Source organism: Paracoccus tegillarcae (genome assembly GCF_002847305.1).
In the GTDB taxonomy this organism is placed as follows: Bacteria; Pseudomonadota; Alphaproteobacteria; order Rhodobacterales; family Rhodobacteraceae; genus Paracoccus; species Paracoccus tegillarcae.
The window spans coordinates 1-22,995 of sequence record NZ_CP025408.1 but is presented as its reverse complement, the minus strand read 5'-3'; the positions used below and the strand labels follow the sequence as shown (position 1 = coordinate 22,995).

The window sequence follows — 22,995 nt, the reverse complement described above, 5'->3', positions numbered from 1 at the left end:
GCAATCCACATAGGCTAAACAGCGCCCAGTCACGGTCGGGCGCTGTCCTTTTTTCGTGTGTTCAACCCCGCGCGCGGCGGCCACCCCTACGGCCACCAGCTGCGCCACCACCGCCGGCTGCCTTGGCAGCCTCGGGGAAGGGGGTGCCGGCATGAACGGCCTCGATCACGCGGCTGAAACGGATCCAGTCGCCACCATTCGGGTCGTGGTTCATCAGGAAATTGGCGGCCTTGATTGCCTCCATCTCGGCTGAACGCACCGGGTTCATGATGGCGCTGGTCATGCCCGCGCCAATGGCCATGGGCAGGAAGGCCGCGTTGATGCCGTGGCGGTTGGGCAGGCCAAAGCTGATATTGCTGGCGCCGCAGGTCGTGTTCACGCCCAGTTCGTCGCGCAGCTTGCGCACCAGCGCGAACACCTGACGCCCGGCGGATGCCATTGCGCCCACCGGCATGACCAGCGGATCAACCACGATGTCATGCGCGGGAATGCCGAAATCGGCGGCGCGTTCGACGATCTTCTTGGCCACGGCAAAGCGGACCTCGGGGTCCTCGCTGATGCCGGTATCGTCGTTGGAAATCGCCACCACCGGCACGTTGTATTGCTTGACCAGCGGCAGAACCAGTTCCAGCCGCTCTTCCTCGCCGGTCACACTGTTGAGCAGCGGGCGCCCCTTGCAGGCCTCGAGCCCCGCCTTCAGCGCGCCGGGAACCGAGCTGTCGATGCACAGCGGCACATCGACCAGCGCCTGAATCCGGTTGATCAGTTCGGGCATCAGCATCGGCTCGACAAAGTTGTTGTCGGCATAGCGCGGATCATCGGCCATCTTGTTGGTGAAAACCGCGCCCGAGTTCACGTCCAGCACCGTGGCCCCGCAAGCCACCTGTTCCAGCGCGTCCTTTTCGACGGTCGTGAAATCGTCCATCTCCAGTTCCGCCGCCAGCTTCTTGCGTCCGGTGGGATTGATACGCTCGCCAATGACGCAAAAGGGTTCGTCAAAGCCGATGATCACGGTCTTTGTGGCGGATTCCAGAACAGTGCGGGTCATAAAGGGCCTTTCAAGGGGTTCAGGCGTCGCGAAAGCGCGTCAGCCAATCGGTCGAAGCGGTGATACCACCAAGCGGAAAGAGATGCGCGGCCTCGATTGCGAAATCCGGGTTATCGGCTTTGTGACGTGCGATCCGGGTGATGAATTCGTTGGGCTCATAGGGTTTGAGCAGCTTGGTCACATCACGGGCGCGGCGTTGCAGCACGCGCAGGGAGGGGCCGACACCGCACATGATGGCGAATTTCAGCATGGTTTGCAGCTTGGCAGGACCGGCCACGCCAATGCGGATCGGCAGGTCCAGACCGGCGGCCTGCAGCTTGTTGACCCATTCGATCACGGGTTTCGCCTCAAAGCAGAACTGGGTCACGATTCCCATCTGCGCGTCGCTGCGTTCGGCAAATGCCTTTTTCCACCGCAAGGCCGCCATGACCTGCGCATCGCCGCCATCAGGGTCGATGTCGCGGTTCCCCTCGGGGTGGCCGGCCACGTAAAGCCGCTGGAAATCGCCAAAGAGGCCGGTGTCCAGCATCTGCATCGAATCGGCAAACTCGCCCTTGGGCGCGTTCAGACCACCGCCCAGCAGCAGCGCGCTGGTGGCGCCGGCATCGCGATAGGCAGCGATCCACTGCGCCAGGGCGGCGCGGTCCGGCACGATGCGCGCGGGGATATGGGGGACGGGCGCAAAGCCTTCGCGTGCCAGTCTCGCCACGGTTGCCTGCATCTCTGACGCATCGGTGCCGTCGATATGGGCGACAAAGACCTGCGTGCCTGCCGGCAGGTGATCGCGGAAATCGGTGATCTTCTCCGCCGTGCGCGGCATCACCTCGACCGAGGCGCCTTGCAAAAAGGCCGGAAGCGCGGATGCGCCGGTTCTTGGGGTCCGAAATTGCATAAGCGTCATTTTTGCAGCCTTTCAGTCCGTGTTCCAGCCGTCATTGGCGATCAGCGCCTTCAGACGGGCGGTGTCATATTCGGCCTCGATCCTGGTGGCTTCGGCCTGCGGGTCGTCGCCATCGGCGGCTGCACGCCGCCACTGGCTTAGATAATCATCGGTTCCTGCCAAGCCGGCCTTCATCGCGGCCCGGTCGATTGCCTGTTCAAAGCGTTCGCTCAGAATGACGCGCGTCGCGTTTCGGCCCTTGCCCATGGTCACCTGGGCAGGGATGTCGCGCCAATAGACGAGCGTCAGTCCGGACATTCGGAACTCCTGTTTCTTTGGTCTCATTAGGGCCGCAGCGCCAAGGCTGATAAGACGCTTGCGACCATCACGCGGGCCATTTGCGACCTCGCGGGTCGCTTGTGGCGCGGCTGATGCAAGCGCGCAACGGGCGGGGGCGTGAAACCTTTGCAACTTCATCATGGGCCGGCCGATTGCGTCGCGGCCTGCCTGCCGCTAGCCTTTGCCCATGAACCAGCTTTCTGACTTTGGCGAATATGATTTCGTGATCATCGGCGCAGGCAGTGCCGGCTGCGTCCTGGCGAACCGTTTATCAGCCGATCCGCGCCACAGGGTGCTGCTGCTCGAGGCTGGTGGCAGCGATAATCGCTTTTGGGTGCATGTCCCGGTTGGCTATCTTTATTCGATGGGCAATCCAGCGGTCGACTGGTGCTACAAGACAGAGCCCGAGGCAGGGCTGAACGGCCGGGTGCTGAACTATCCGCGAGGGAAGGTGCTGGGCGGCTGCTCCTCGATCAACGGCATGATCTATATGCGCGGGCAGGCGGCTGATTTTGACGGCTGGCGGCAGGCGGGCAATCCGGGCTGGGGCTGGGATGATGTGCTGCCCTATTTCCGCAAATCCGAGCATCATTTTGGCGAGGCCAGCGATTTGCACGGCAACGAGGGCGAATTGCGGGTCGAGCAGCAGCGGCTGAACTGGCCGATCCTCGATGCGGTGGCCGAGGCCGCCCAAGAGATGGGCTTGCCGGCCTGCGCCGATTTCAACTGCGGCGATAATGAGGGCGTCGGCTATTTCCCCGTGAACCAGCGCCGAGGTGTCCGCTGGAACGCGCGCAAGGCGTTTCTGGACCCTGCGCGCCGCCGGCCCAACCTGCGCATCGTGACCGGTGCGATGGCCGAGCGGCTGGTGATAGACGAGGGCCGCGTCAGGGGCGTCGTCTTTCAACAGGGCGGGCAGCAGCGCATCGCGCGGGCGCGGGCCGAGGTGGTGCTGGCGGCGGGTGCGATCAATTCGCCCGCGCTGCTGGAACTGTCGGGGATCGGTGCTGCCGCGCATCTGGCCGGTCTGGGTGTGCCCGTTGTGCTGGATCTGCCGGGTGTGGGCGCGAATCTGCAAGATCACCTGCAATTGCGCACGGTGTTCAGGATCAGCGGCGCGCGCACCCTGAACGATCGCGCGGCCACGATCTGGGGCAAGGCCGGCATCGCGCTGGAATATGCCATGCGCCGGACCGGGCCGATGGCCATGGCGCCTTCTCAGTTGGGGATATTCGCGCGCAGCGATGACCGTTTCGCGACACCAAACCTTGAATATCACGTCCAGCCCCTGTCGCTGGACAAGTTCGGTGACCCGTTGCACCCGTTTCCGGGGCTGACGATCTCGATCTGCAATCTGCGCCCCGACAGCCGGGGTCACAGCCATATCCGCAGCCCGCGCGCAGGGGATGCGCCCGCCATCGTGCTGAACTACCTGTCAACGCAAAGCGACCGCGAGGTGGCGGCTGACAGCATCCGCCATGCCCGCCGATTGATGGCCACGCACCGCATGGCCGATTTTTCCCCCGCAGAGATCCTGCCGGGCGCCGCGCTGAAATCGCAGTCCGATCTGGAACGCGCCGCAGGCGATGTCGGCACCACGATCTTTCACCCGGTCGGCACGACGAAGATGGGCACCGATGACATGGCGGTGGTCGATCCTCGCTTGCGGCTGCGCGGGCTGGCCGGTCTGCGCATCGCCGATGCGGGGGTGATGCCGACGCTTCCGTCGGGCAACACCCATGCGCCAGCCACGATGATCGGCGAAAAGGCCGCCGCGATGATTTTGGAGGATGCGCGACAGCCTGTCACGAATCTGTAAGCCGTGATATCAACGCACAAGGGCAACTTTGCAGAGCGCACCATGCTGACACGCCGCCTTTTCACCGCAACCGCGCTGTCATCTGGCGTCATGTCGCTGTCAGGTTGCGACTGGCTAAGCTTTCCGGATGCGCAGACCTTTGATCTGGGCGCGAACGCGGTCGACACGCATATGCACCTGTTCAATGGCCGCGATGTGCCCGCACAGGGATTTCTGCGGCAGGTCGTGTTTCCCGAATTGGCCGATGAACTGCCCGTCGGGGTCGTGCAGCCCTTGGCCGCGATGATCGTCGATTTTCTGCTGACGGGAACGCGGACGGCTGGCGAGGAACTGGCCGATATGGGCGGCGGGGCACGGACCAAGGCGCTTACGCGGCCCGATACCGATGAGGCGCGATTGGCGCAGGCCATCGATGGCTATTACGGCACCGCGCGCGACAAGGGGGTGCAAGCCCGGCAGGCGCAAAGGTCGATCATACCGGCTGATGCGGAGATCGCGACAGTTCCGCTGATGGCGCCCGATGCGTTGTTGCTGGATGCCATGGCAGATGCCGCAGGCGTCCCGCTGGACGAGGCGGCAGCCGGCATTCCCGCACCGAGCATTGCCCCGGCTGCGGCGCCAGATGCCCGCATGCGCAGCGCCGCACCCGCAGCAGCCAGTGCCAGCCTTGGCCAACAGCTGGCGCCCGGTCTGCTGCAACCCGACCGGCAGGATGCCGCCGCCGAAAGCCTAAATCTGGCGGGCATTCTGCAATGGGCCGTGCTGATGACCCGCGACCGACGCTTTATCTGGGACCGGGCAAGGCAGCTTTACGGCAAGCAGAACGAGGCCAAGATCTTTTGCAACTACCTTGTCGATCTGGGCATGTGGCTGGATTACCCCGAGACGCGGACCCAAAGCACGATGCGCGATCAGATCGAACTGGCATCGCGGCTGGCGCAGGATCAGCGCGATGTTCTGGTGCTGAATTTCGTGCCTTTCTGTCCGCTGCGCGCAGCAATGGATCAGGGTCAGGCAATGCGCGATGTGCAGCACGCTATCCTGAACCGAGGCTTTGCGGGGGTCAAACTCTACCCGTCGATGGGCTTTCGACCCGACGATAACAGTAGCATCAGCTTTGCTCATGCCAGCGATGCCGTGCGGCGCAATCCGCCGGCACGCAGCGCGTTGGACGGGGCGCTGACCGCGCTGTATGACTGGTGTCAGGAAAATGACGTGCCCATTGCCACCCACGGTTCGCACAGCATGGGTGCGGGGCCGGGGACCGAGGCCTATTGCGCGCCGTGGCTGTGGAAGGATGTTCTGGCCGCGCGCCCAGAGCTGCGGGTCAATCTGGCGCATTTCGGCGGGTTCGGCGATCACAATCCGGCATCATGGCAGGCGCAACTGGGTGCGCTGATGCGTGAGGATATCAACCTTTATTTCGATACCGGCTATTGGCACGAGGCGTCGGCGGTGTCGTCGGCCCAATTGCGAACGGCGCAGGAATTTCTGGGCCAGAATGGCGTGGCGTGGCGGCGCATGATGTATGGCAGCGACTGGCACATGATCGCCCGAGAGCCGGTGCAGACGACCTATCACGGTCAGCTGCGCGGCTTTGTCGGTGCGGTGGCGCAAGGCGACGCCGGACGGGTCGGCGATATCATGGGCGGCAACGCGATGCGCTGGCTGGGGCTGGATCGGCCAGAGGGAGATCAGTTTACCCGGCTGGCCGCGCGGTTTGGCGGGCATCGCATCTGGCGGTCTCTGATAGCCCCCGCTTAGCCCGCCTGTGCCATGCGGCGTGTCTGCAACTGCCGCCAGGTGAAGGCGGCGATGAAGATCGCGGTCAGGACCAGAATGATGGTGGGGGCAGGGGCGCTGTCCAGCCAGAAACTGATCCAGACACCGGCGAGGCATGAAAACAGCGACACAGCCGAGGCGACGATCATCATCGTCTGCATACGCCGGGTCAGCAGAAAGGCGATGGCACCGGGCGCGATCAGCAGACCGACGGCCATGATGATGCCAACGGCAGACAGCATTGCCACGACCGTCAGCGAAATGGCTGACAACAATCCGTAATGAAGCCAGCGCACAGGCAGGCCGGCGACACGCGCCTGCACCGGATCAAAGCTGTGCAATGTCAGATCGCGCCAATTGATCACGATGCCGGCGCTGACGATGACCGAGATGATCGCGGTGTTGATCATCTGCGCGGCATCGACGCCGAAGATATTGCCAAAGAGGACATGGTCCAGATGCACCCCGGACGAGATCGCGACGTACAGAACCATCCCAAGGGCGAACATGCCCGACATGACAACGCCCAGAACCGTGTCCTGTTTGACCCGGCTGTTTTCCTGCAGGAAGCCTGCGGCCAGCGCACAGATCATCCCCGCCACAAAGGCACCGATGATTAGCGGCAGCCCAAGGATATAGGCCAGAACCACACCGGGCAGCACCGCATGGCTGATGGCATCGCCCATCAGGCTCCAGCCCTTGAGGACCAGAAAGCAGGACAGCAGTGCGGCCGGAACCGCGATGATCGCGGCGATCAGGAACGCGTCGCGCATGAAAGGATAGGCGAAGGGCTGGGTCAGCATCTCGATCATGATGCGGCCTCCTCTTCTGCCGACCGGGCGTCGACCCGGCGCAGGGCTTGCGCCGCGCGGCGTCGCGCTGCCAGCATGCCGTGCGTGGGCGCAAAGACAAAGGCTGCTAGAAAGATCAGCGTCTGCATCAGCACGATGATCCCCCCGGTGGCGCCATCGAGAAAGAAAGACAGATAGGCACCGACGCCCGAGGTCAGCGTGCCGATGGTCACCGACAGCGCAATCAGCCGTGGAAAGCGGTCCGTCAGCAGATAGGCGGTGGCACCGGGCGTGACGACCATGGCCACGACCAGAAACGCCCCCACGGTCTGCATCGCGGCAACCGTACAGGCCGCTAGCAGCGTGAAGAACAGGACCCGCAGCCTGTCGGGCTTCAGGCCGATGGTCCGGGCGTGGGTCTCGTCGAAGAAGACGGCCATCAGGTCGCGCCATTTCAGCAGCAGGATTACCAGCGAGACAACGCCGATGATCGCAAGCTGCAGCGCATCGCCGGGCGAGATGGCCAGAATATTGCCCATGGTGATGGTCTGGATATCCACCGCCATCGGGTTCAGCGAAACCATGAACAGCCCCAGCCCGAAGAAGCTGGTGAAGATCAGCCCGATAATCGCATCCTCGCGCAACCCGCTGCGATTGCTGAGAAACAACATTGTCAGCGCCGCCAGTCCGCCCGACAGAAACGCACCAAGCGCAAAGGGCAGGCCCAGCATGTAGGCACCAGCAACGCCCGGCACGATGGAATGCGACAGGGCGTCGCCGATCAGGCTCCAACCTTTCAGCATCAGATAGGCTGACAGAAAGGCGCAGACGCCGCCGACCAGCGCCGACACCCAGATGGCGTTGGACATGAAACTGTATTGAAACGGGATCAGCAGCGTCTCTAGCATGATGACCCCGCATGATGTTCTCGCAGCAGGGCGGGCATCACGACGCGTCCCCCCGGTCATCTCTGGTGCGGTGCTGATCGCCATAGAAGATCAGCGGGCGTTCGTCGTCGCTGAAGACATCGACCGCGCGAGCATCAGGGTCGTCATGCAGGGTCGGGCCGCCCAGAACAAAGTGGCGCAAGACACCGCCGAAAGCGCGTTTCAGGTTTTCCTGCGTAAAGGTGGTGGCCAGCGGGCCAGACGCCAGCACCGTGCCCTTGATCAGCGCCACGCGATCGCAATATTCGGGCACAGAACCCAGATCATGGGTCGAGACAAGGATCACCCGCCCCTCACTGCGCAAATCGCGCAGCAATGCGATGATCGCCTCTTCGGTCTTCACATCGACGCCGGTGAAGGGTTCGTCCAGCAGAATGATCTGCCCCTCTTGTGCCAGCGCGCGCGCCAGAAAGACGCGCTTTTTCTGGCCGCCGGACAGTTCCCCGATCTGACGCTTGCGGAACTCGGCCATGTTGACCCGGCCCAGGGCCTGATCGACGGCGGCATGGTCGGCGGCGCGCGGGCGACGCAGGAAGCCCATGTGACCATAGCGGCCCATCATCACCACATCCTCGACCAGAATGGGAAACGACCAGTCGACCTCTTCTGCCTGCGGAACATAGGCGATCTGGTTTTTCGACAGTGCCTCATCGACGCTTTGGCCCAGCACGGTGATGCAGCCTCGCGCGGCCGGGATAAAGCCCATCAGCGCCTTGAACAGCGTTGATTTCCCCGCACCGTTCACCCCCACCAGCGCCGTGATCGAGCCCGAGGGCACCGTCAGGCTGGCATTGCGCAGCGCCGTATGGCCGTTGCGATAGGTGACGGTCAGATCGGTGATGGTTATGCCTTCGGTCATTTCTGCAACTCGCTGAGGATGATGTCGCTGGTGGTGCGCAATAGCTCTAGATAGGTGGGCACCGGCCCGTCTGCCTCGGACAGGCTGTCGACGTAGAGTTGGCCACCATAGCGTGCGCCGGTTTCACCTGCGACAGCACGGGCCGGGCGATCCGAGACGGTGGATTCCGAAAAGATCACCGGGATTGCCTGGTCGCGTACTGTGTCGATCACCCGGCGCACCTGTTGGGGTGTGCCCTGCCCATCGGCGTTGATCGGCCAGAGGAACAACTCGGACAGGCCGAAGTCGCGGGCGAGGTAGGAAAAGGCGCCCTCTGAGGTCACCAGCCAGCGGTGGTTGTCGGGCAGGTTCTTGGCGGCGTCGCGCAGGGGGGCGATGGCTTCGCTGATCTGCTGCTTGTAGCTGTCACCATTGGCACGGTAGGTCGCGGCATTGTCGGGGTCGGCGGTAGACAGTGCCGCGACAATATTATCGACATAGATCAGCGCACTATCCAGCGCCATCCAGGCATGGGGGTTGGGCTTGCCGTCATAGCTGCCGCCGCTGATGGCGATCGGCTCGACCCCGTCGCTGACGACCGCCACGGGGATATCGCCCAGCTTGTCGATGAATTGCTGAAACCAGGCCTCAAGGTTCATGCCGTTGACCAGGATCAGCCCGGCATCCGAGGCCCGGATCATATCTCCCGCCGTGGGCTGGTAATTGTGGATATCCGCGCCGGGGCGGGTGATCGCCTCTACATCTGCCACGTCGCCTGCGACGTTGCGGGCCATGTCGGCGATAATGGTGAAACTTGTCGATACCTTCAGCCGCTGATCCTGGGCTTGATCCTGTGCCTGAACGGGCAGGGCAGTCAGCAGCGTTAGCACTGCCAGCGCAGCAAGACGTAACGGGGGCCGGGCGAGAGATTGCATCATGATGATCAGGGTATCTGCGAATCGTTCGCAACTGTCAATAGTTGCGACTCAGTTGCAACTGGCGGTGTTCTCGGGCAAAAAGGTGACATGTCCAATGACCGTGCCACACAGTTGGAAGACGCGCTGCGAGAGGCCGGCGTTCGCATCACGCGCCAGCGCGCGGCCTTGCTGGCAGTGCTGGCAGCTTGCGACGACCACCCTGACGCAGCCGAGTTGCACCGCCGGGCCGAGGCCGCAGGCGCAGGCGTCTCGCTGGCAACGGTCTATCGCACGCTGACCACACTGCAGGCGCAGGGCGTGATTGATAAACTGGAATTTCAGGGCGAACCCGCACGGTGGGAGCCCGCCGACCAGCAGCACCATGACCACATGATCGATGTCGAGACGGGGCAAGTGATCGAATTCACCAATGACCGCATCGAACGATTGCAGGCCGAGGTCGCCGCCGAAATGGGCTATGAGATCGTGCATCACAGGCTGGAACTGTATGTGCGCAGGCGCACGCGACGGTGACCACCTGACCGGTGCGCGCGATGGCGCATCTTCGACGTCGATCGGTTTATACGTGGCGGCACTTCAAGCCGGGTCGGTCACCAAGGCTGGACGAATCCTTCCTCAGCCTGTTCCATCCGTCGGATACACACGTACGGGAGGATTTAGATGATAAAATTAATCGTTATGGGTGTGGTGATCGCCATGCCCGCCGCCGCATATGAGCCATTGGTCGAAAAGCAGGAATTCACGCTGACCGAGTTCGTCACCGATGGGGGTGAGACGATCCCCGAGATGCGCTTGGGCTATGAAACCTATGGCACGCTGAACGAAGCGCGCGACAATGCGATCCTGATTCCGCATTATTTCAGCGGCAGCAGCCACGCCGCCGGAAAATATGCCGAGGGCGATGCCGCGCCTGGCTATTGGGATGCGATCATTGGTTCGGGCAAGCCGATCGACACCGACAAATGGTTCGTCGTGTCGGTGGACAGCCCCGTCAATCTGGGTGCCAATGATCCCAATGTCATCACCACCGGACCGGCCAGCATCAACCCCGCGACGGACCAGCCATGGGGCATGGACTTCCCGATCCTGACCATGGGCGATTTCGTTGAAACGCAAAAGGGGCTGATGGATCAGCTTGAGATTCCGAAATGGCACGCGGTGATGGGGCCTCAATGGGGGGCATCCAGAGCTATGAATGGGCCGCGCGCTATCCCGATCTGCTAGATCGCGTCGTGCCGGTGATCGCCTCGGGTTGGGCCGATGCTGATCTGATCGCCTGGCTGGATATCTGGGCCTCGCCCATCCGGCTGGATCCAAATTGGAACGGCGGCGATTATTATGATGGCGAGCCGCCGAATGCGGGCTTGGCCGATGCGCTGAAAACGCTGACTCTGCACGCGAATTCGGCGGAATGGTCCAATGGAACCTTCGGGCGAAACTGGGCCGAGGATGGCGCCGATCCGGCTGCTGGCTGGGACAACGAGTTCGCTGTCGTGGACGCGCTGAACGCTGCGGGCGCCGCGCGTGCCGGGTTGTCCGATGCCAACCATTTTCTCTATCTGGTCAAGGCCAACCAGCTGTTCGTGGCCGGTGGCGCGGGCGAAAACCTGTATCAGGGCCTTCTGGATATCGACGTGCCGGTCATGCTAATCCACACCGATGAGGATCTGGTCTTTCCGGGCGACGCGGTGCGCGAAACCGGCGCGATCATCAAATCCGACGGCACGCCGGTCGAGATCGTCGAACTGCAGGGCACGCGCGGCCATCTGGATGGCGTGCTGGGCATCGCGCAGGCCGGCGAACGTATCCGCGCCTTCATCGAGGCCGAATAACACGGCCGCAACCAAGCAGCCTGCGGCCTGCCTTGACCCGGCAAGCCGCAGGCCCTAGTCAGATCGCGATCATTGGGGGCCTGTAGCTCAATTGGTCAGAGCAGGGCGCTCATAACGCCTTGGTTGGGGGTTCAAGTCCCTCCGGGCCTACCAGATGAACGCGTCTTGATATATCGACCACGCTGAACTCGCCGTCCTGATAGGTCTGGGCGTGGATGGCGCGGGGGACAACCACTCCCATCTGCACTGATTGCAGAACAGGACTGATCAGCTCTATTTCAGCGGGCAAATCTGACCATTCCTCGGCAGATGCAGGCAAGCAAGGCGACATGGACGCCAGGATCAAAAGCGCGCTTTTTAACATGAGGATCATCCTGATATGCGGACAGTCTTTACACGCTGCCACTCGCGCAGACCTATCATCGGGCGCTGCAGACAACAACAGAATGGATCGCGCGGGATCATCCGTTGCCCCAAGCCTTGGGTTCAGTTATTGGGACGCCAACCACGAAAGGGCGGCGAGATGAGCGATAAACCCAATGGTCTGACCTATGCAGAGGCGGGCGTCGATATTGACGCCGGGAACGCGCTGGTTGATCGCATCAAGCCCGCCGCCGCTGCCACTCAGAGGGCTGGCGTGGTCGATGGGCTGGGCGGCTTTGGTGCGCTGTTTGATCTGCGCGCGGCGGGTTACGACGATCCGGTGCTGGTGGCTGCGACCGATGGGGTGGGCACCAAGCTGCGCATCGCCATCGACACGGGCCATCTGGACGGCGTCGGCGTTGATCTGGTGGCAATGTGTGTCAACGATCTGGTCTGCCAAGGGGCCGAGCCGCTGTTTTTCCTGGACTATTTCGCCACAGGCAAGCTGTCGGTCGATGAGGGGGCGCGGGTGATCGAGGGGATTGCAAAGGGTTGCTCTGGCTCTGGCTGTGCACTGATCGGGGGCGAGACGGCCGAAATGCCGGGCATGTATGCCAAGGGCGATTTCGATCTGGCCGGTTTCGCGGTCGGCGCGCTGGAACGCGGTGCCGCGCTGCCTGCAAATGTGGCCGAGGGCGATGTACTGCTGGGGCTAGCCTCGGACGGGGTGCATTCCAACGGATTTTCGCTGGTGCGCCGCGTGGCCGAGGCCGCCGGGCTGGGCTGGGATGCGCCGTCGCCCTTTGGCGATGGCACGCTTGGGCAGGCGCTGTTGGTGCCGACACGGCTTTATGTCTCGTCAGTGCTGGCCGCGATCCGCGAGGGCGGCGTTCACGCGGCGGCGCATATCACCGGCGGTGGCATCACCGAGAACCTGCCGCGTGTCCTGCCCAAGGATCTGGGTGCCGAGGTCGACCTGTCCGCATGGTCCCTGCCGCCGGTTTTTGCCTGGCTGCAACAGGCGGGCGGCATCGCCGAGGCCGAAATGCTGAAAACATTCAACAGCGGCATTGGCATGGTCCTGTCCGTGGCCGAAGATCGCGCAGACGCGCTGAGCGATTTGCTGGCAGCGCAAGGTGAGAAGGTGCACCGCCTTGGCCGCGTCGTGGCGGGACAGGGCGTGCGTTACACCGGCAAGCTGCAGTGAAGCGCGTCGCCATTCTGATCTCTGGCGGCGGCTCGAACATGCTGCGCCTGCTGGACAGCATGACTGGCGATCACCCGGCGCGGCCCGTTCTGGTCGGTTCGAACGATCCCACCGCCGGCGGATTGGCAAAGGCGTCAGCGCGTGGCGTTCCGGTGTTTTCGGTCGATCATCGCGATTTCGCCAGCCGCGCCGATTTCGAGGCGGCGCTGCTGCCGCCGCTGCTGGAGGCTGGGCCCGATATCATCTGCCTTGCCGGTTTCATGCGTATCCTGACATCGGATTTCGTGCGGCGTTTTGAGGGCCGAATTCTGAATATTCATCCCTCACTCTTGCCAAAATATCCGGGGCTGCACACCCATCGCCGCGCCATCGAGGCGGGCGATGCGCAGGCTGGCGCGAGTGTGCATCAGGTGACCGCCGATCTGGATGCCGGCCCGGTTCTGGGACAGGCACGTGTGCCGGTCCTGCCAATGATACGTCTGATACGCTGGCCGCGCGTGTGCTGGTACAAGAGCACCGGCTTTATCCTGCGGTGCTGCGGCGGTTCGCCGAGAATGATCCCACGCCGGTCCTGCTGGGCGACTGATCAGCCATCGTCTCCTTTGCCCAGCGAAGCGGCCAGTTCTTGTCGCAGCCATGTGCGAAACCATCCAATGGCAGGCTTGCGATGCGATTCAGGCGCTGTGGCCAGCCAGTAATATTCGCTATTCGTGGCCTCACCCGGCAAGGGCCGGATCAGCGTACCTTCGGTCAAGGCATCGGCGGCCAGCACCGCCCAGGCCATGAACACACCCTGGCCCGAGATCGCCGCGTTGAGGCACAGCCCGCCATCCGCCAGTTCCGGGCCATCGGGCAGATCGTCCGGCTGCATGCGATGAGGTGACAACCATTCCTGCCAGCCCTGTAACCGGGCGTTTTCGCGGATTACCGGGATATTGCGCAGGTCATCCGCATGGTGCAACCGATCGGCCAGCGCCGGTGCGCAGACGGGGAAAAACCGTTGCGGCATCAGCCGGTCCAGCCGCAGGCCAGGCCAATTGCCTTGGCCAATGCGCAATCCGATATCAATCCGTCGATGCCCGGGCTCACCATGCGGCTTGCCGGTTCGATGCGGACACGAATGCCGGATGGGCCTGAGAGAAACGCGGCAACCGCCAGACCAGCCAGCGGCTGGCGAACAGCGGCGCCACCGAGATGGTCAGCGTCGTATCCGCCGTCGGATCTGCCAGTGCTACGGCGGCCGACAGTTCCGACATGCCGCGTGTCAGCCGCGCGGCGATGTCGCGGCCCAGTTCGGTGGGGCGCAGGCTCTGGCCCGACCGATCAAAGACCGGCTGGCCCAATTGCGCCTCGGTCCGGGCGATGCGCTGGCTGAGCGCGCCGGCTGTGACGCCCAGTTCATCGGCGGCCGCGTTCAGTGTGCCGAGACGGGCAGCGGCCTCGATGGCGCGCAGGCCGGACAGAGAGATGCGATTCAATGCGTTCATTTTAGGTAAACTAAAGTGATGATCGCCAAATCTCAATTTTAATCGGATATGGGATCTCTCATATTTAGCTTATGAGACATTTCATTCGCCACATCCTGCAAAGACTGCCCGCCCTCGCCGATCCGTGACGCGCTGGATCAACCCGAATTTCACGCATGACACAGAGGGAACTGGATACCTGCCTGCCGCGACCGATCGCCGAGGGTGAGGCGGAGGGCAGCGTCGATCGTCAGCAGATGGCCTCTGCCATGCGCCGACGGAATTGCTGCGTTGCAGCAACGATCGGCGAATTCACGCGCGTGTCGGTTGATTGTCGCGCCGGACAGGGCTATGGCCGGCGCAAGCCGCGCGCTTTCAGCGCGAATTTGTTCCCCGAGTTTATCCGAGCCAATAGATGACCGTAGCCAATCAGACCGCGATTCCGACTTTATGTCTCTGCCGATGCCGCGCGCCCTCAAGGACGAAGCAGGCGCAATGCTTAGCTGGACTGACACCCGCCAGATCTGCGATCTGGAACTGCTGATGAATGGCGGATTCAATCCGCTGAAAGGTTTCCTGACCGAGAAAGATTACGACGGCGTCGTAAACGAGATGCGCCTTGCGATGGCAGCCTCTGGCCAATGCCGATCAATCTGGATGTGTCCGAGAAATTCGCCGAAGGGCTGGAGCCCGGCACCGATATCGCCTGCGCGATCAGGAAGGCGTGATCCTGGCGATGTCGGTCACGACAAATGGTGCACGAAACAATCGTGGAGCCGAAAACAGTCTTTGTGCTATGACGTGGCCCATCTGCGATTGAATTATGCACAACAGCGCTGGCCCAGTCTATCTGGCGGTCCGGTCAAGGGCCTGCAGAGCCGATGCTTACGATTTCCGCGGTCGTCGCGACACGCCAACGAATTGCGCGCGCATTTCAAGAATTGGGCTGGCGCAAGATCGTGGCCTTCGCGACGCGCAACCCGCTGCACCCGCGCATCAGGAACTGACCTTCGCGCGCGCGTGAGGCGCAGGCACACTGTGATCCATCCCGTCGTCGGCATGACCAAGCGGGCGATGTGGACATTTTACCGCGTTCGCTGCTATGAGGCGGTTCTGGACAATATCGGCCGCACCACCAGCCTGTCGTGCTGAACCTGGCCATGCGCATGGCCGGCCCGCGCGAGGCCGTGTGGCCGGGTTGATCGCCGAACGCCGGTGTGACCCACTTCATCGTTGGCCGCCATCGGCCCGGCAGAACAGCGCCGGCGAGGATTTCTATGGGCCTATGAGGCGCCAGGAACTGTTCCGGAAGTATGAGGACGAGATCGCGTCAAAATGGTCGACTTCAGCACATGGTCTATGTGAGAGCGCGCCAATACGAACCGGCGATGAAATCGAAGAGGGCGTGACGTTCTGAATATCAGCGGCACCGAACTGCGTCGCCGCCTGCGCGAAGCGTCTGACATTCCGAATGGTTCAGCTTCCCCGAGGTGTGCGCGAATTGCGCCGCACACTCCGCCGCCGCGGGCCATCACGGGCTTTACCGTCTTCTTCACGGATTGTCCGGATCGGGCAAATCGACGGTGGCCAACGCGCTGTTGTATGGTCAAGCTGATGGAATGGGTGGCCGCCCGTGAGTGCGGACGGTGAGTGTGCGCAAGCACCGTCTCTTCCGAAACTGGGCTTTTCCAGGCGAACACCGCGACATCAACATCAAGCGCATCGGCTATGTTGCGTCGGAAATCACAAAGGAGCGGTATCGCGACTGCGCACCCATTGCGCCCTCGTATACGCGACCCGCCGCGCGGTGCGCGAGATGATCGAACAATACGTGCCTTCGCCGAGGTGCATATCTCGACCGCCGGTCGAAGATGCGAGGCCGCGATCGCAAGGGCCTTTACAAGTGGCGCGTGAGGGCAAGATCAAGGAATTCACCGGATCTCGGACCCCTACGAAGAACCGCAAAGCCGAACTGCGCGTCGACACCACTCAGATCAGACCGTCGACAACGCCGCCATCAGGTTTTGCTGACGCTGGAAAATATGGTCTGATCGGTCTGAAGTGATCGTCGATTTTTGCGGATATAATTGCGGCCTCGCCTTTGGGCGGGCCGTTTGCTTTGGCTTGCCTATTCTTTGCCTGCGACGGATCATGGCGGCATGAGCCCCCGGAGACGCGCGATGAACTGGCGATCATCCCTTGAGATATGCGACCTTGCCAGCGGCGAGACACGGTTATGCTGCGGACCCCGGGTGATCGAGGCGCGAAACTGGCACCCGGACGATTGGCTGATGGTGAATGGCGAGGCCGCTTTGTGGTGTCGATCAGATGATGCCTGACCTGCGCCCGGTCGATATCGGCGGTCTGGATCGCTGCAATAACGATCACGGGTTTCTGCCTGATGGGCGCATCGTCTTTTCCTGCCATACGATCAGGGCGCGGGGATCCATGTCGCGGACACGCGCGATGGGCACGGCTGAGGCGCGTGATCTGGGTCTGGCCCGGCCCAGTTGGTGGCACGGGGCGCATGGACGGCTGATCACCTATGCCTGCGCGCGCGGGGCGACCGAATCGGTTCGGATTGCGGTGCTGGATATGGAGACCGGGGATGAGATGTGCTGACCCCAGGTCTGGCGCATCACGACGGGCCGGATTTCTCGGCCTTTGGCGGTTACATCTGGTTCAACTCCGACGCGACAGGACATGCGCAGATTTGGCGGATGCGGGTCGATGGCAGCGATGCCGCGCCGGTTTTTCGCGATCAGAACGTCAATTGGTTTCCGCATCCATCGCCGGATGGGCGGCATGTGCTGTATCTGGCTTATCCGCCCGGCACCTTGGTCATCCCGCGATTTGCCCGTGTCTGTGGTTGATGGCGCCCGATGGCGGCAACAGGCGAACCAACTGTTTGATCTGTTCGGCGGGCAGGGCACGATCAATACGCCCTGCTGGTCGCCGGATGGTCGTTCGTTGCGTTTATGAGATATTCGCCCGAAGAAGGTCCGGCTGGCTGACAGCCCGTATCAGGAACGCCCCGTACCTTGGTGCCAGCGGCCGGCCCGCTGAACGGGTCGGGACTGACCAAAGCGATCAATTTGATATAAAATCAGCAGCGCCGCACCGGCTATCGGGGCAGGTCAGCCCTGCGGCGCTGTGTTGTTCAGTGGACGCTGACCGGGCTCAGGTCATTCTGGCGGGCCAGAAAAAATGCCAGCTTGCGGTCCTTGACCAACGCCAGGCGCTCGCCGTCCATGCCGTGGACTGCGTAAAGGCCGTCCACATCGGGCGCCTGTTCGCGAACATCGTCGGGAAGGTTCTCCATCGCGACGCGGCGAATATAAACGGTATTTTGTTCACCGTCGTGGAAATCGTATTTCGTATCCATCTGCTCTGATCCCCTTTTACTTGCGGCTGATCGGTATGGTTTGCACCACTTGTTGTGGCTGCACCCTTCTAAGGTCGACATTCAACAGGCCATTTTCAAGGCTCGCATTGGTCACATCGACGCCATCGGCCAGCACAAAGCTGCGTTGAAACGCGCGCGGCAATGCCCCGTGTGCAGAAAAACGCGCTCTTCCTCGACTCGGGATTGCCGGCACGATGACAACTGCCGTTCTTCGACGTGATCGACAGATCATCTCGGAAAACCCTGCCACCGCCAGCGTGATGCGAAAGCCGTCAGGCTCAAATATGTTCAATGTTATAGGGGGATAGCCATCGTGCTTTTGGCTGCGCGTTCAGCCAGCCGTTCCAGCTGATCAAAGCCCAAAAGATAGGGATGTGTCCCCAGTGAAATCTTGTTCATCTTCAGCCCTTTCAAAAGCGACTGCAAATCCGGGCCCCTGATCGCGGCGGTCCGTGACACAAAATATGTGCTTTCGATGTCATATACGCAAGGGGACCAAGAAACTGTTAACAGGCGAATTTCGCGCGCTATAACGGCGCACCTGTCAAACAGTGCCAGCAAGAAGCCCGTCAGCATGAACACCACCACGAAATGTCCCATGAAGAGATCACGCGCGCCCGCCTGGACGTGCTGCGGCGTGAGCATCGTGATCTGGACGAGGCGATCGGGGCGCTGGCCGCACAGAACCTGTCATCCTCGCTGACTTTGCAGCGGCTGAAGAAGCAGAAGCTGTCGCTGAAGGACCGGATCTCGCGGCTGGAAGATGAACTGACGCCGGATATTATCGCTTGATTGCGCCCGCTGGCGCTGCACGCTAAGGCGTGGCCGACTGCGGAAGGGGAAATCATGGAAAAACCCGTTGGAATCATCATGGGCAGCCAATCCGACTGGCCCACCATGCGCGAGGCCGCCGCGATCCTGGACGAATTGGGTGTCGCCTATGAGGCCCGGATCGTCAGTGCCCATCGCACGCCGGACCGGCTGTGGGACTATGGCAAGACGGCTGCGGATCGTGGGTTGAAGGTCATCATCGCGGGCGCAGGCGGCGCGGCCCATCTGCCGGGGATGATGGCATCCAAGACCCGCGTGCCGGTGATCGGGGTGCCGGTCCAGACCCGTGCACTGTCAGGGGTTGATTCGCTTTATTCCATCGTCCAGATGCCCAAGGGCTTTCCCGTGGCCACCATGGCCATCGGTGCCGCCGGCGCGGCCAATGCCGGGTTGATGGCGGCGGGATACTGGCGATCTCTGATCCGGCGCTTGCGCAGCGCTGGATGACTGGCGCGCCGCATTGTCAGCCAGCATACCCGATGAGCCGCGCGATGAGTGATGTTTGCACCATTGGTATCCTTGGTGGCGGGCAATTGGGCCGAATGCTGTCGGTCGCGGCCAGCCGGCTTGGTCTGCGCTGCCATATTTATGAACCCGGCGCGGCACCCGCCGGCGACGTCGCCTATACCCTGACCAATGCCACCTATGACGACGCGGCGCTGACGGATTTCGCGGGCTCGGTCGATGTGGTGACTTATGAATTCGAGAATGTGCCCACCGAGGCGCTGGACCTGATCGAAAGCATCGTCCCGATCCGCCGAACCGCCACGCGCTGGCTGTGTCGCAGGATCGGCTGACCGAAAACGTTTTTGAACGAGATCGGTTTGACCACTGCGCCGTTTGCCGATGTGCCCGAGCGGGATGCGTTGGCAGGCGCGCTGGCGCAGATCGGAACACCTCGATCCTGAAGACCCGGCGTATGGGCTATGACGGCAAGGGCCAGGTGCGGATCACCGATGCAGGTGATGCTGAATGGACCGGCGCGCCCTCGGTGCTGGAAGGGTTCGTCGAGTTCTCGGGCGAGATCAGCGTGATCGTTGCCCGCGGCGCGGATGGTCAGGTCGCCGCATATGATCCGGGACTGAATGTCCACGGCGAGGGGATCCTGCGCACGACCACCGTGCCTTGCGGTCTGCCGGCAATGCTGACCAGCGATGCGGTTCTGATCGCGGCGCGCATCGCCAATGCGCTGGACTATGTGGGCGTCATGGGGGTCGAGCTGTTCGTGACGCCGCAGGGGCTGATCGTGAACGAGATCGCGCCGCGTGTTCATAATTCCGGGCACTGGACCCAGGCGGGCTGCGCCGTCGATCAGTTCGAGCAGCATATCCGCGCGGTGGCCGGGCTGCCTTTGGGCGACGGCGGGCGTTATGCCGATGTGGTGATGGAAAATCTGATCGGTGACGATATGAAACGGGTGCCCGACCTGATGCGCGCGGCGGACACGCAGGTTCATCTTTACGGCAAGGGCGAGGCGCGGGCAGGGCGCAAGATGGGTCATGTCAACCGCGTTACGCGATAGCGCCCCGACCGCTCCACCTGGCCACCTGAACAATTCTGATAAGTCAGTCGGGCAGGGTTTCGGCCAGATAGCGCATCATATTGCCGCCCATCACCTTGGCGATCTGATCCTGGCTCAACTCGGCATCCATCAGCGCCTGCGTCAGCGCGCCAGCCCGCCACGTCAAAAGGCGCATCGACCGAGCCGTCATAGTCGGATCCAAGCGAGACGTGATCTTCGCCCAGCAAGGCGATGGCTGACTTGATGCCAGCGGCAATATCAGCGGGACTGCGACCAAACCACATCGGCCCAATAGCCGATGCCGAAAGCCCGTCCTTGGCTGCGATCTCTTGCATCAGATCATCGGGCAGATTGCGCGGTGTCTGGCACTGGCCGTGGATGCCGGTATGGGACACGATCGGCCGCGTGCCGTCGATCGCCAGAATCGCGGACAAGCTGCGGGCTGGCATGGGCCAGATCGATGATCATGCCCTGTCCATCATTGACTGCACCACATCACGTCCGAACGGCGTGATGCCAAGATCGGCTTGACCGTGCAGGCTGCCGCCCAATTCGTTGTCGAAGAAATGGGTCAGCCCGATCAGCCGGAAACCGGCGTCATAGAGCACGTCCAGATTGGCGATCTCGCCTCCAGCGGGTGACCGCCCTCGCTGCCAAGCACCGCGCCCAGAACCGGTTCGCCCGTCGCGCGGCGTTCCAGCACCGATTGCAGATCGCCGCGTGTCAGGATCATCGCGACACGGTCGGGGGCCTCCGCGGCCATCGCGTTCAGCGCCTCGCCCTGCACCAGGGCGCGTTCCCAGGACCGGATCGGGCGTAATTGGCCGATGAAAAGCGGGGTGATGTTGTCGGGGGCCTCGGCGCTGTTTCGCTGTAATTCTGACCGCGCGGGCTTTTGGTGGCCGTGCACCGCACATTGCCTTGGGCCAGACGCGGAATAGGCCGCGATCGGCGTTTCAGCAGGTTTCGGTCCCAGAGCAGCGGATCGGCGTGCCAATCACCGATCACCAGCCGGTCATGCAGGGCCTGCGCTTCGGCGCTGACGGGCCAGCCTTCGGCGGGGGTGGTCAGCGGGTTCAGCCCACGCTCGACATAGGCCGGCCCCCAGATCAGGACAGCCGCGACCGCCAAAAGGATCATACCCAGAAGCCCCCAAAAAATCTTGCGCAGCATTAACACATCCCTTGCCAGTTGGCCGCAGAATAGGCTGCCGGGATGCGCCCGTCACCCTTCAACGGCGCGCAGATCAGACGGCGCCACCTTCGACAAAGAAATTCTGCGCGGTGCACATCGCGGCATCGTCGGACGCCAGAAACAGCACCATGCGCGCGATATACACGGGCTGCACCGCGTCGGGCAGACATTGGCGCGCAAGTTGGGCGGACATCTTTTCCTCGGTGACCCATAATTGCCTTTGGCGTTCGGTCATCACCCAGCCTGGAACCACGGTATTGACCCTGATCCGATACCCGCCCAAATCGCGCGCCATCCCGCGCGTCAGCCCGTGCACTGCGGATTTCGCGCGTTGTATAGGCCGGCATATCGCCAGAGGCCTGCCACCAGCTGTTCGAGCCCAGATTGATGATCGAGCCACCACCGGCCGCAATCATGTCCGGCGCGACCGCCTGAATGGCAAAAAACTGATGGCGCAGGTTGGTGGCCATGCGTTCGTCCCAATAGTCCGGTGTCACCTCGCGCCAGTCATGACGGTCATCGCGCGCGGCATTGTTGACAAGTACTGTGGCCGGGCCATTCTGCGCGGCCAGATCGGCAAAGGCCGACCGCATCGCATCAATATCGCGCAGGTCGCAGGTGGCAAAGGCACTGCCGGTCTGGCTGGCCAGCGCCTCACCCGCCTTGGTATCCAGATCGACAAATCCGACCCTGGCACCTGCGCAGCAAATGCCCTCACCGTTTCCGCGCCGATGCCCGATGCGCCGCCTGTTACAATGACGGATCGACCCTTCAGGCTGGGGTAGGTGGCAAATTCCTCGGTCATCTCGAAACCTTCCTTGGTGCTCGTCAGCGCAGGACTAGGCGCATGATATGCTGCGGCCCAATGCGCCGCCATGATAAATTCGCCGTCATCCGCGAAACCTGCCTTCAGATAGGCGGCGCTGGCTTGCGGGTTTTGACATTCACTGTCAGGACCAACCCGGTAGCTGTTGGAAACCGCGCGCGTGCCAAGGCGGGCAAGGCGGCCATCGCCTGCGCGCCAAAACCCTTGCCGCGATGATCAACGTCGATCAGCACACCGCGCAGGCCAATGTCGTCTGGTCCGGCGAAATCGTGACGCTCATGGTAATGCGGGTCCAGCTTGAAGGCCCCGATCAACTGCCCGTCGGCCCTGATCGTGAAAGCTGATCCCGGCGTGGTATCAAGGATCATCCTGTCGCGGGCGAGGCATATTCGGGTCCGTCGCCAAGGCGCAGACCGGCAAGCCGGTTCAGCGCATCGGCGGGGACATCGTGCAGGGTTATCACTCCTCCAGCGCTCAAGCTCGTCTATCAGCCCTTCGATCATCGACAGTCCCTTGTCCCAGAAGGCGGGGTCGCTGGCGTCCAGTCCGAACGGCGCGAGAGCAGTTCCTTGTGATGCTTGGACCCGCCGGCTTTCAGCATGTCAAAATACTTGGCCTGAAAATCGGGCAAGCCGTCCTCGTAGGCGGCGTAAAGCGCGTTCACCAACCCGTCGCCGAAGCATAGGCATAGACATAAAAGGGCGAGTGGACGAAATGCGGGACGTAGGTCCAGAAGGTCTCGTACCCCGGCATGAAGTCAAAGATCGGCCCAGGCTTTCGCCCTGAACGCTCATCCACAAGGCGTTGATATCGTCAGGGGTCAATTCGCCCTCGGCACGGGCTGCATGCAGCTTGCATTCGAAATCATAGAAGGATCTGGCGGACGACCGTGTTGATCATATCCTCGACCTTGCCGGCAGCAGCGCCTTTTTCTCCGCCGGATCGGTGGTTGTTGCCAACAATGCC

Annotated in this window: 26 protein-coding genes, 1 tRNA gene and 7 pseudogenes; 15 read left to right on the top strand and 19 right to left on the bottom strand. The window is 62.4% G+C overall.

Going from position 1 to position 22,995, the window contains the following annotated elements; all coding sequences use genetic code 11:
• Nucleotides 1-61 precede the first annotated feature (61 nt).
• From CUV01_RS00145 to CUV01_RS00135, 3 genes are read right to left on the bottom strand one after another with little or no spacing between them, the layout of a single operon-like run.
• Nucleotides 62-1,048 carry a methyltetrahydrofolate cobalamin methyltransferase gene (locus CUV01_RS00145; protein ID WP_101458702.1) on the bottom strand — a complete coding sequence of 329 codons (987 nt, stop codon included), beginning with the start codon at nucleotides 1,046-1,048 and terminating at the stop codon, nucleotides 62-64.
• Between the two features lie 19 nt (nucleotides 1,049-1,067).
• On the bottom strand, nucleotides 1,068-1,949 hold the full coding sequence (locus CUV01_RS00140) for a methylenetetrahydrofolate reductase (protein ID WP_101458701.1): 882 nt from the start codon (nucleotides 1,947-1,949) through the stop codon (nucleotides 1,068-1,070).
• A gap of 12 nt (nucleotides 1,950-1,961) precedes the next feature.
• Entirely contained in the window at nucleotides 1,962-2,246 is a 285-nt protein-coding gene (locus tag CUV01_RS00135) for a virulence factor (RefSeq protein ID WP_101458700.1), read from the bottom strand.
• Nucleotides 2,247-2,454: 208 nt separating this feature from the next.
• Between CUV01_RS00135 and CUV01_RS00130 the strand changes: the two genes are divergently transcribed.
• Complete coding sequence (locus CUV01_RS00130; protein ID WP_101458699.1) at nucleotides 2,455-4,086, top strand: GMC family oxidoreductase; 1,632 nt, start codon at nucleotides 2,455-2,457, stop codon at nucleotides 4,084-4,086.
• A 42-nt stretch (nucleotides 4,087-4,128) separates the two neighbouring features.
• On the top strand, nucleotides 4,129-5,850 hold the full coding sequence (locus tag CUV01_RS00125) for an amidohydrolase family protein (protein WP_101458698.1): 1,722 nt from the start codon (nucleotides 4,129-4,131) through the stop codon (nucleotides 5,848-5,850).
• On the opposite strand, the gene CUV01_RS00120 is transcribed toward CUV01_RS00125, so the two are convergent.
• The 4 genes from CUV01_RS00120 to CUV01_RS00105 are packed head-to-tail and all read right to left on the bottom strand — an operon-like array spanning nucleotide 5,847 to nucleotide 9,382.
• Complete coding sequence (locus CUV01_RS00120) at nucleotides 5,847-6,680, bottom strand: metal ABC transporter permease (protein WP_101458697.1); 834 nt, start codon at nucleotides 6,678-6,680, stop codon at nucleotides 5,847-5,849. The genes CUV01_RS00125 and CUV01_RS00120 overlap by 4 nt on opposite strands.
• Nucleotides 6,677-7,567 carry a metal ABC transporter permease gene (locus tag CUV01_RS00115; protein WP_101458696.1) on the bottom strand — a complete coding sequence of 297 codons (891 nt, stop codon included), beginning with the start codon at nucleotides 7,565-7,567 and terminating at the stop codon, nucleotides 6,677-6,679. Before CUV01_RS00115 ends, CUV01_RS00120 begins: the two co-directional genes overlap by 4 nt.
• A 37-nt stretch (nucleotides 7,568-7,604) precedes the next feature.
• Nucleotides 7,605-8,465, bottom strand: coding sequence for a manganese/iron ABC transporter ATP-binding protein (locus CUV01_RS00110; RefSeq protein ID WP_101458695.1), 861 nt, complete (start codon nucleotides 8,463-8,465; stop codon nucleotides 7,605-7,607).
• Nucleotides 8,462-9,382 (bottom strand): metal ABC transporter substrate-binding protein, encoded by a 921-nt coding sequence (locus tag CUV01_RS00105; protein WP_101458694.1) that lies wholly within the window; start codon nucleotides 9,380-9,382, stop codon nucleotides 8,462-8,464. The genes CUV01_RS00110 and CUV01_RS00105 overlap by 4 nt, the downstream gene beginning before the upstream one ends.
• Before the next feature lie 87 nt (nucleotides 9,383-9,469).
• Here CUV01_RS00105 and CUV01_RS00100 point away from each other — a divergent pair, with 87 nt between their 5' ends.
• The 6 genes and pseudogenes from CUV01_RS00100 (at nucleotide 9,470) to purN (ending at nucleotide 13,370) form a co-directional block, all read left to right on the top strand.
• A complete protein-coding gene (locus CUV01_RS00100; protein ID WP_101458693.1) occupies nucleotides 9,470-9,895 on the top strand; it encodes a Fur family transcriptional regulator in 426 nt (141 codons plus the stop codon).
• A gap of 147 nt (nucleotides 9,896-10,042) precedes the next feature.
• Nucleotides 10,043-10,606: an alpha/beta hydrolase family protein gene (locus tag CUV01_RS19875; RefSeq protein WP_198731854.1), complete on the top strand. Its 564-nt coding sequence runs from the start codon at nucleotides 10,043-10,045 to the stop codon at nucleotides 10,604-10,606.
• Nucleotides 10,555-11,214, top strand: coding sequence for an alpha/beta fold hydrolase (locus tag CUV01_RS19870; RefSeq protein ID WP_198731853.1), 660 nt, complete (start codon nucleotides 10,555-10,557; stop codon nucleotides 11,212-11,214). Before CUV01_RS19875 ends, CUV01_RS19870 begins: the two co-directional genes overlap by 52 nt.
• Before the next feature lie 76 nt (nucleotides 11,215-11,290).
• Nucleotides 11,291-11,367: transfer RNA gene (locus CUV01_RS00090), tRNA-Ile, on the top strand.
• Nucleotides 11,368-11,737: 370 nt separating this feature from the next.
• Complete coding sequence (gene purM / locus CUV01_RS00085) at nucleotides 11,738-12,784, top strand: phosphoribosylformylglycinamidine cyclo-ligase (protein ID WP_101458692.1); 1,047 nt, start codon at nucleotides 11,738-11,740, stop codon at nucleotides 12,782-12,784.
• Nucleotides 12,781-13,370: pseudogene (gene purN / locus CUV01_RS00080) on the top strand (phosphoribosylglycinamide formyltransferase). The gene purM and the pseudogene purN overlap by 4 nt, the downstream one beginning before the upstream one ends.
• On the opposite strand, the gene CUV01_RS00075 reads toward purN, so the two are convergent.
• Both CUV01_RS00075 and CUV01_RS00070 read right to left on the bottom strand, forming a co-directional pair.
• Nucleotides 13,371-13,841 (bottom strand): LysR substrate-binding domain-containing protein, encoded by a 471-nt coding sequence (locus CUV01_RS00075; protein ID WP_157994736.1) that lies wholly within the window; start codon nucleotides 13,839-13,841, stop codon nucleotides 13,371-13,373.
• Between the two features lie 28 nt (nucleotides 13,842-13,869).
• Complete coding sequence (locus CUV01_RS00070) at nucleotides 13,870-14,262, bottom strand: LysR family transcriptional regulator (RefSeq protein WP_157994735.1); 393 nt, start codon at nucleotides 14,260-14,262, stop codon at nucleotides 13,870-13,872.
• Nucleotides 14,263-14,601: 339 nt separating this feature from the next.
• Between CUV01_RS00070 and CUV01_RS20295 the strand changes: the two are divergent.
• The 4 genes and pseudogenes from CUV01_RS20295 to CUV01_RS00050 form a co-directional block, all read left to right on the top strand.
• Nucleotides 14,602-14,820 (top strand): annotated as a pseudogene (locus CUV01_RS20295) (hypothetical protein); the annotation flags it as partial.
• 311 nt (nucleotides 14,821-15,131) lie between these two features.
• Nucleotides 15,132-15,257: a hypothetical protein gene (locus CUV01_RS20340; protein WP_422385883.1), complete on the top strand. Its 126-nt coding sequence runs from the start codon at nucleotides 15,132-15,134 to the stop codon at nucleotides 15,255-15,257.
• Between the two features lie 1,291 nt (nucleotides 15,258-16,548).
• Nucleotides 16,549-16,872, top strand: a complete 324-nt coding sequence (locus CUV01_RS00055) for a hypothetical protein (RefSeq protein WP_157994734.1) — start codon at nucleotides 16,549-16,551, stop codon at nucleotides 16,870-16,872.
• Nucleotides 16,866-17,123 carry a TolB family protein gene (locus tag CUV01_RS00050; protein WP_101458687.1) on the top strand — a complete coding sequence of 86 codons (258 nt, stop codon included), beginning with the start codon at nucleotides 16,866-16,868 and terminating at the stop codon, nucleotides 17,121-17,123. Before CUV01_RS00055 ends, CUV01_RS00050 begins: the two co-directional genes overlap by 7 nt.
• A 287-nt stretch (nucleotides 17,124-17,410) precedes the next feature.
• Here the strand turns inward: CUV01_RS00050 and CUV01_RS00045 are convergent, their stop codons facing one another.
• The 3 genes from CUV01_RS00045 to CUV01_RS20290 are packed head-to-tail and all read right to left on the bottom strand — an operon-like array spanning nucleotide 17,411 to nucleotide 18,256.
• Nucleotides 17,411-17,635, bottom strand: coding sequence for a DUF1150 family protein (locus CUV01_RS00045; protein WP_101458686.1), 225 nt, complete (start codon nucleotides 17,633-17,635; stop codon nucleotides 17,411-17,413).
• Nucleotides 17,636-17,651: 16 nt separating this feature from the next.
• Complete coding sequence (locus CUV01_RS00040) at nucleotides 17,652-17,948, bottom strand: Hsp20 family protein (RefSeq protein WP_338418331.1); 297 nt, start codon at nucleotides 17,946-17,948, stop codon at nucleotides 17,652-17,654.
• Between the two features lie 2 nt (nucleotides 17,949-17,950).
• On the bottom strand, nucleotides 17,951-18,256 hold the full coding sequence (locus CUV01_RS20290) for a hypothetical protein (RefSeq protein ID WP_338418330.1): 306 nt from the start codon (nucleotides 18,254-18,256) through the stop codon (nucleotides 17,951-17,953).
• Between CUV01_RS20290 and CUV01_RS00035 the strand changes: the two genes are divergently transcribed.
• From CUV01_RS00035 to CUV01_RS00025, 3 genes and pseudogenes are all read left to right on the top strand, one after another.
• Nucleotides 18,248-18,448 (top strand): YdcH family protein, encoded by a 201-nt coding sequence (locus tag CUV01_RS00035; protein WP_101458685.1) that lies wholly within the window; start codon nucleotides 18,248-18,250, stop codon nucleotides 18,446-18,448. The two genes, CUV01_RS20290 and CUV01_RS00035, sit on opposite strands and share 9 nt — an antisense overlap.
• 54 nt (nucleotides 18,449-18,502) lie before the next feature.
• Nucleotides 18,503-18,986 (top strand): annotated as a pseudogene (gene purE, locus CUV01_RS00030) (5-(carboxyamino)imidazole ribonucleotide mutase).
• Nucleotides 18,967-20,009, top strand: a pseudogene (locus CUV01_RS00025) (5-(carboxyamino)imidazole ribonucleotide synthase). Before purE ends, CUV01_RS00025 begins: the two co-directional pseudogenes overlap by 20 nt.
• Before the next feature lie 43 nt (nucleotides 20,010-20,052).
• Here the strand turns inward: CUV01_RS00025 and CUV01_RS20285 are convergent.
• The 7 genes and pseudogenes from CUV01_RS20285 to CUV01_RS00010 all read right to left on the bottom strand — a co-directional run.
• Nucleotides 20,053-20,184, bottom strand: a complete 132-nt coding sequence (locus CUV01_RS20285; RefSeq protein ID WP_338418329.1) for a hypothetical protein — start codon at nucleotides 20,182-20,184, stop codon at nucleotides 20,053-20,055.
• A gap of 55 nt (nucleotides 20,185-20,239) precedes the next feature.
• Nucleotides 20,240-20,617, bottom strand: a pseudogene (locus tag CUV01_RS20335) (membrane dipeptidase); the annotation flags it as partial.
• Nucleotides 20,590-20,772, bottom strand: coding sequence for a hypothetical protein (locus CUV01_RS20280; RefSeq protein WP_338418328.1), 183 nt, complete (start codon nucleotides 20,770-20,772; stop codon nucleotides 20,590-20,592). The pseudogene CUV01_RS20335 and the gene CUV01_RS20280, both read right to left, overlap by 28 nt.
• A 5-nt stretch (nucleotides 20,773-20,777) precedes the next feature.
• Complete coding sequence (locus CUV01_RS20275) at nucleotides 20,778-21,182, bottom strand: hypothetical protein (RefSeq protein WP_338418327.1); 405 nt, start codon at nucleotides 21,180-21,182, stop codon at nucleotides 20,778-20,780.
• Nucleotides 21,183-21,255: 73 nt separating this feature from the next.
• Nucleotides 21,256-22,008 (bottom strand): annotated as a pseudogene (locus tag CUV01_RS00015) (SDR family NAD(P)-dependent oxidoreductase).
• Between the two features lie 104 nt (nucleotides 22,009-22,112).
• Nucleotides 22,113-22,397: a GNAT family N-acetyltransferase gene (locus CUV01_RS19865; RefSeq protein WP_198731946.1), complete on the bottom strand. Its 285-nt coding sequence runs from the start codon at nucleotides 22,395-22,397 to the stop codon at nucleotides 22,113-22,115.
• A gap of 105 nt (nucleotides 22,398-22,502) precedes the next feature.
• A pseudogene (locus CUV01_RS00010) lies at nucleotides 22,503-22,991 on the bottom strand (M3 family metallopeptidase); the annotation flags it as partial.
• Nucleotides 22,992-22,995: the final 4 nt, after the last annotated feature.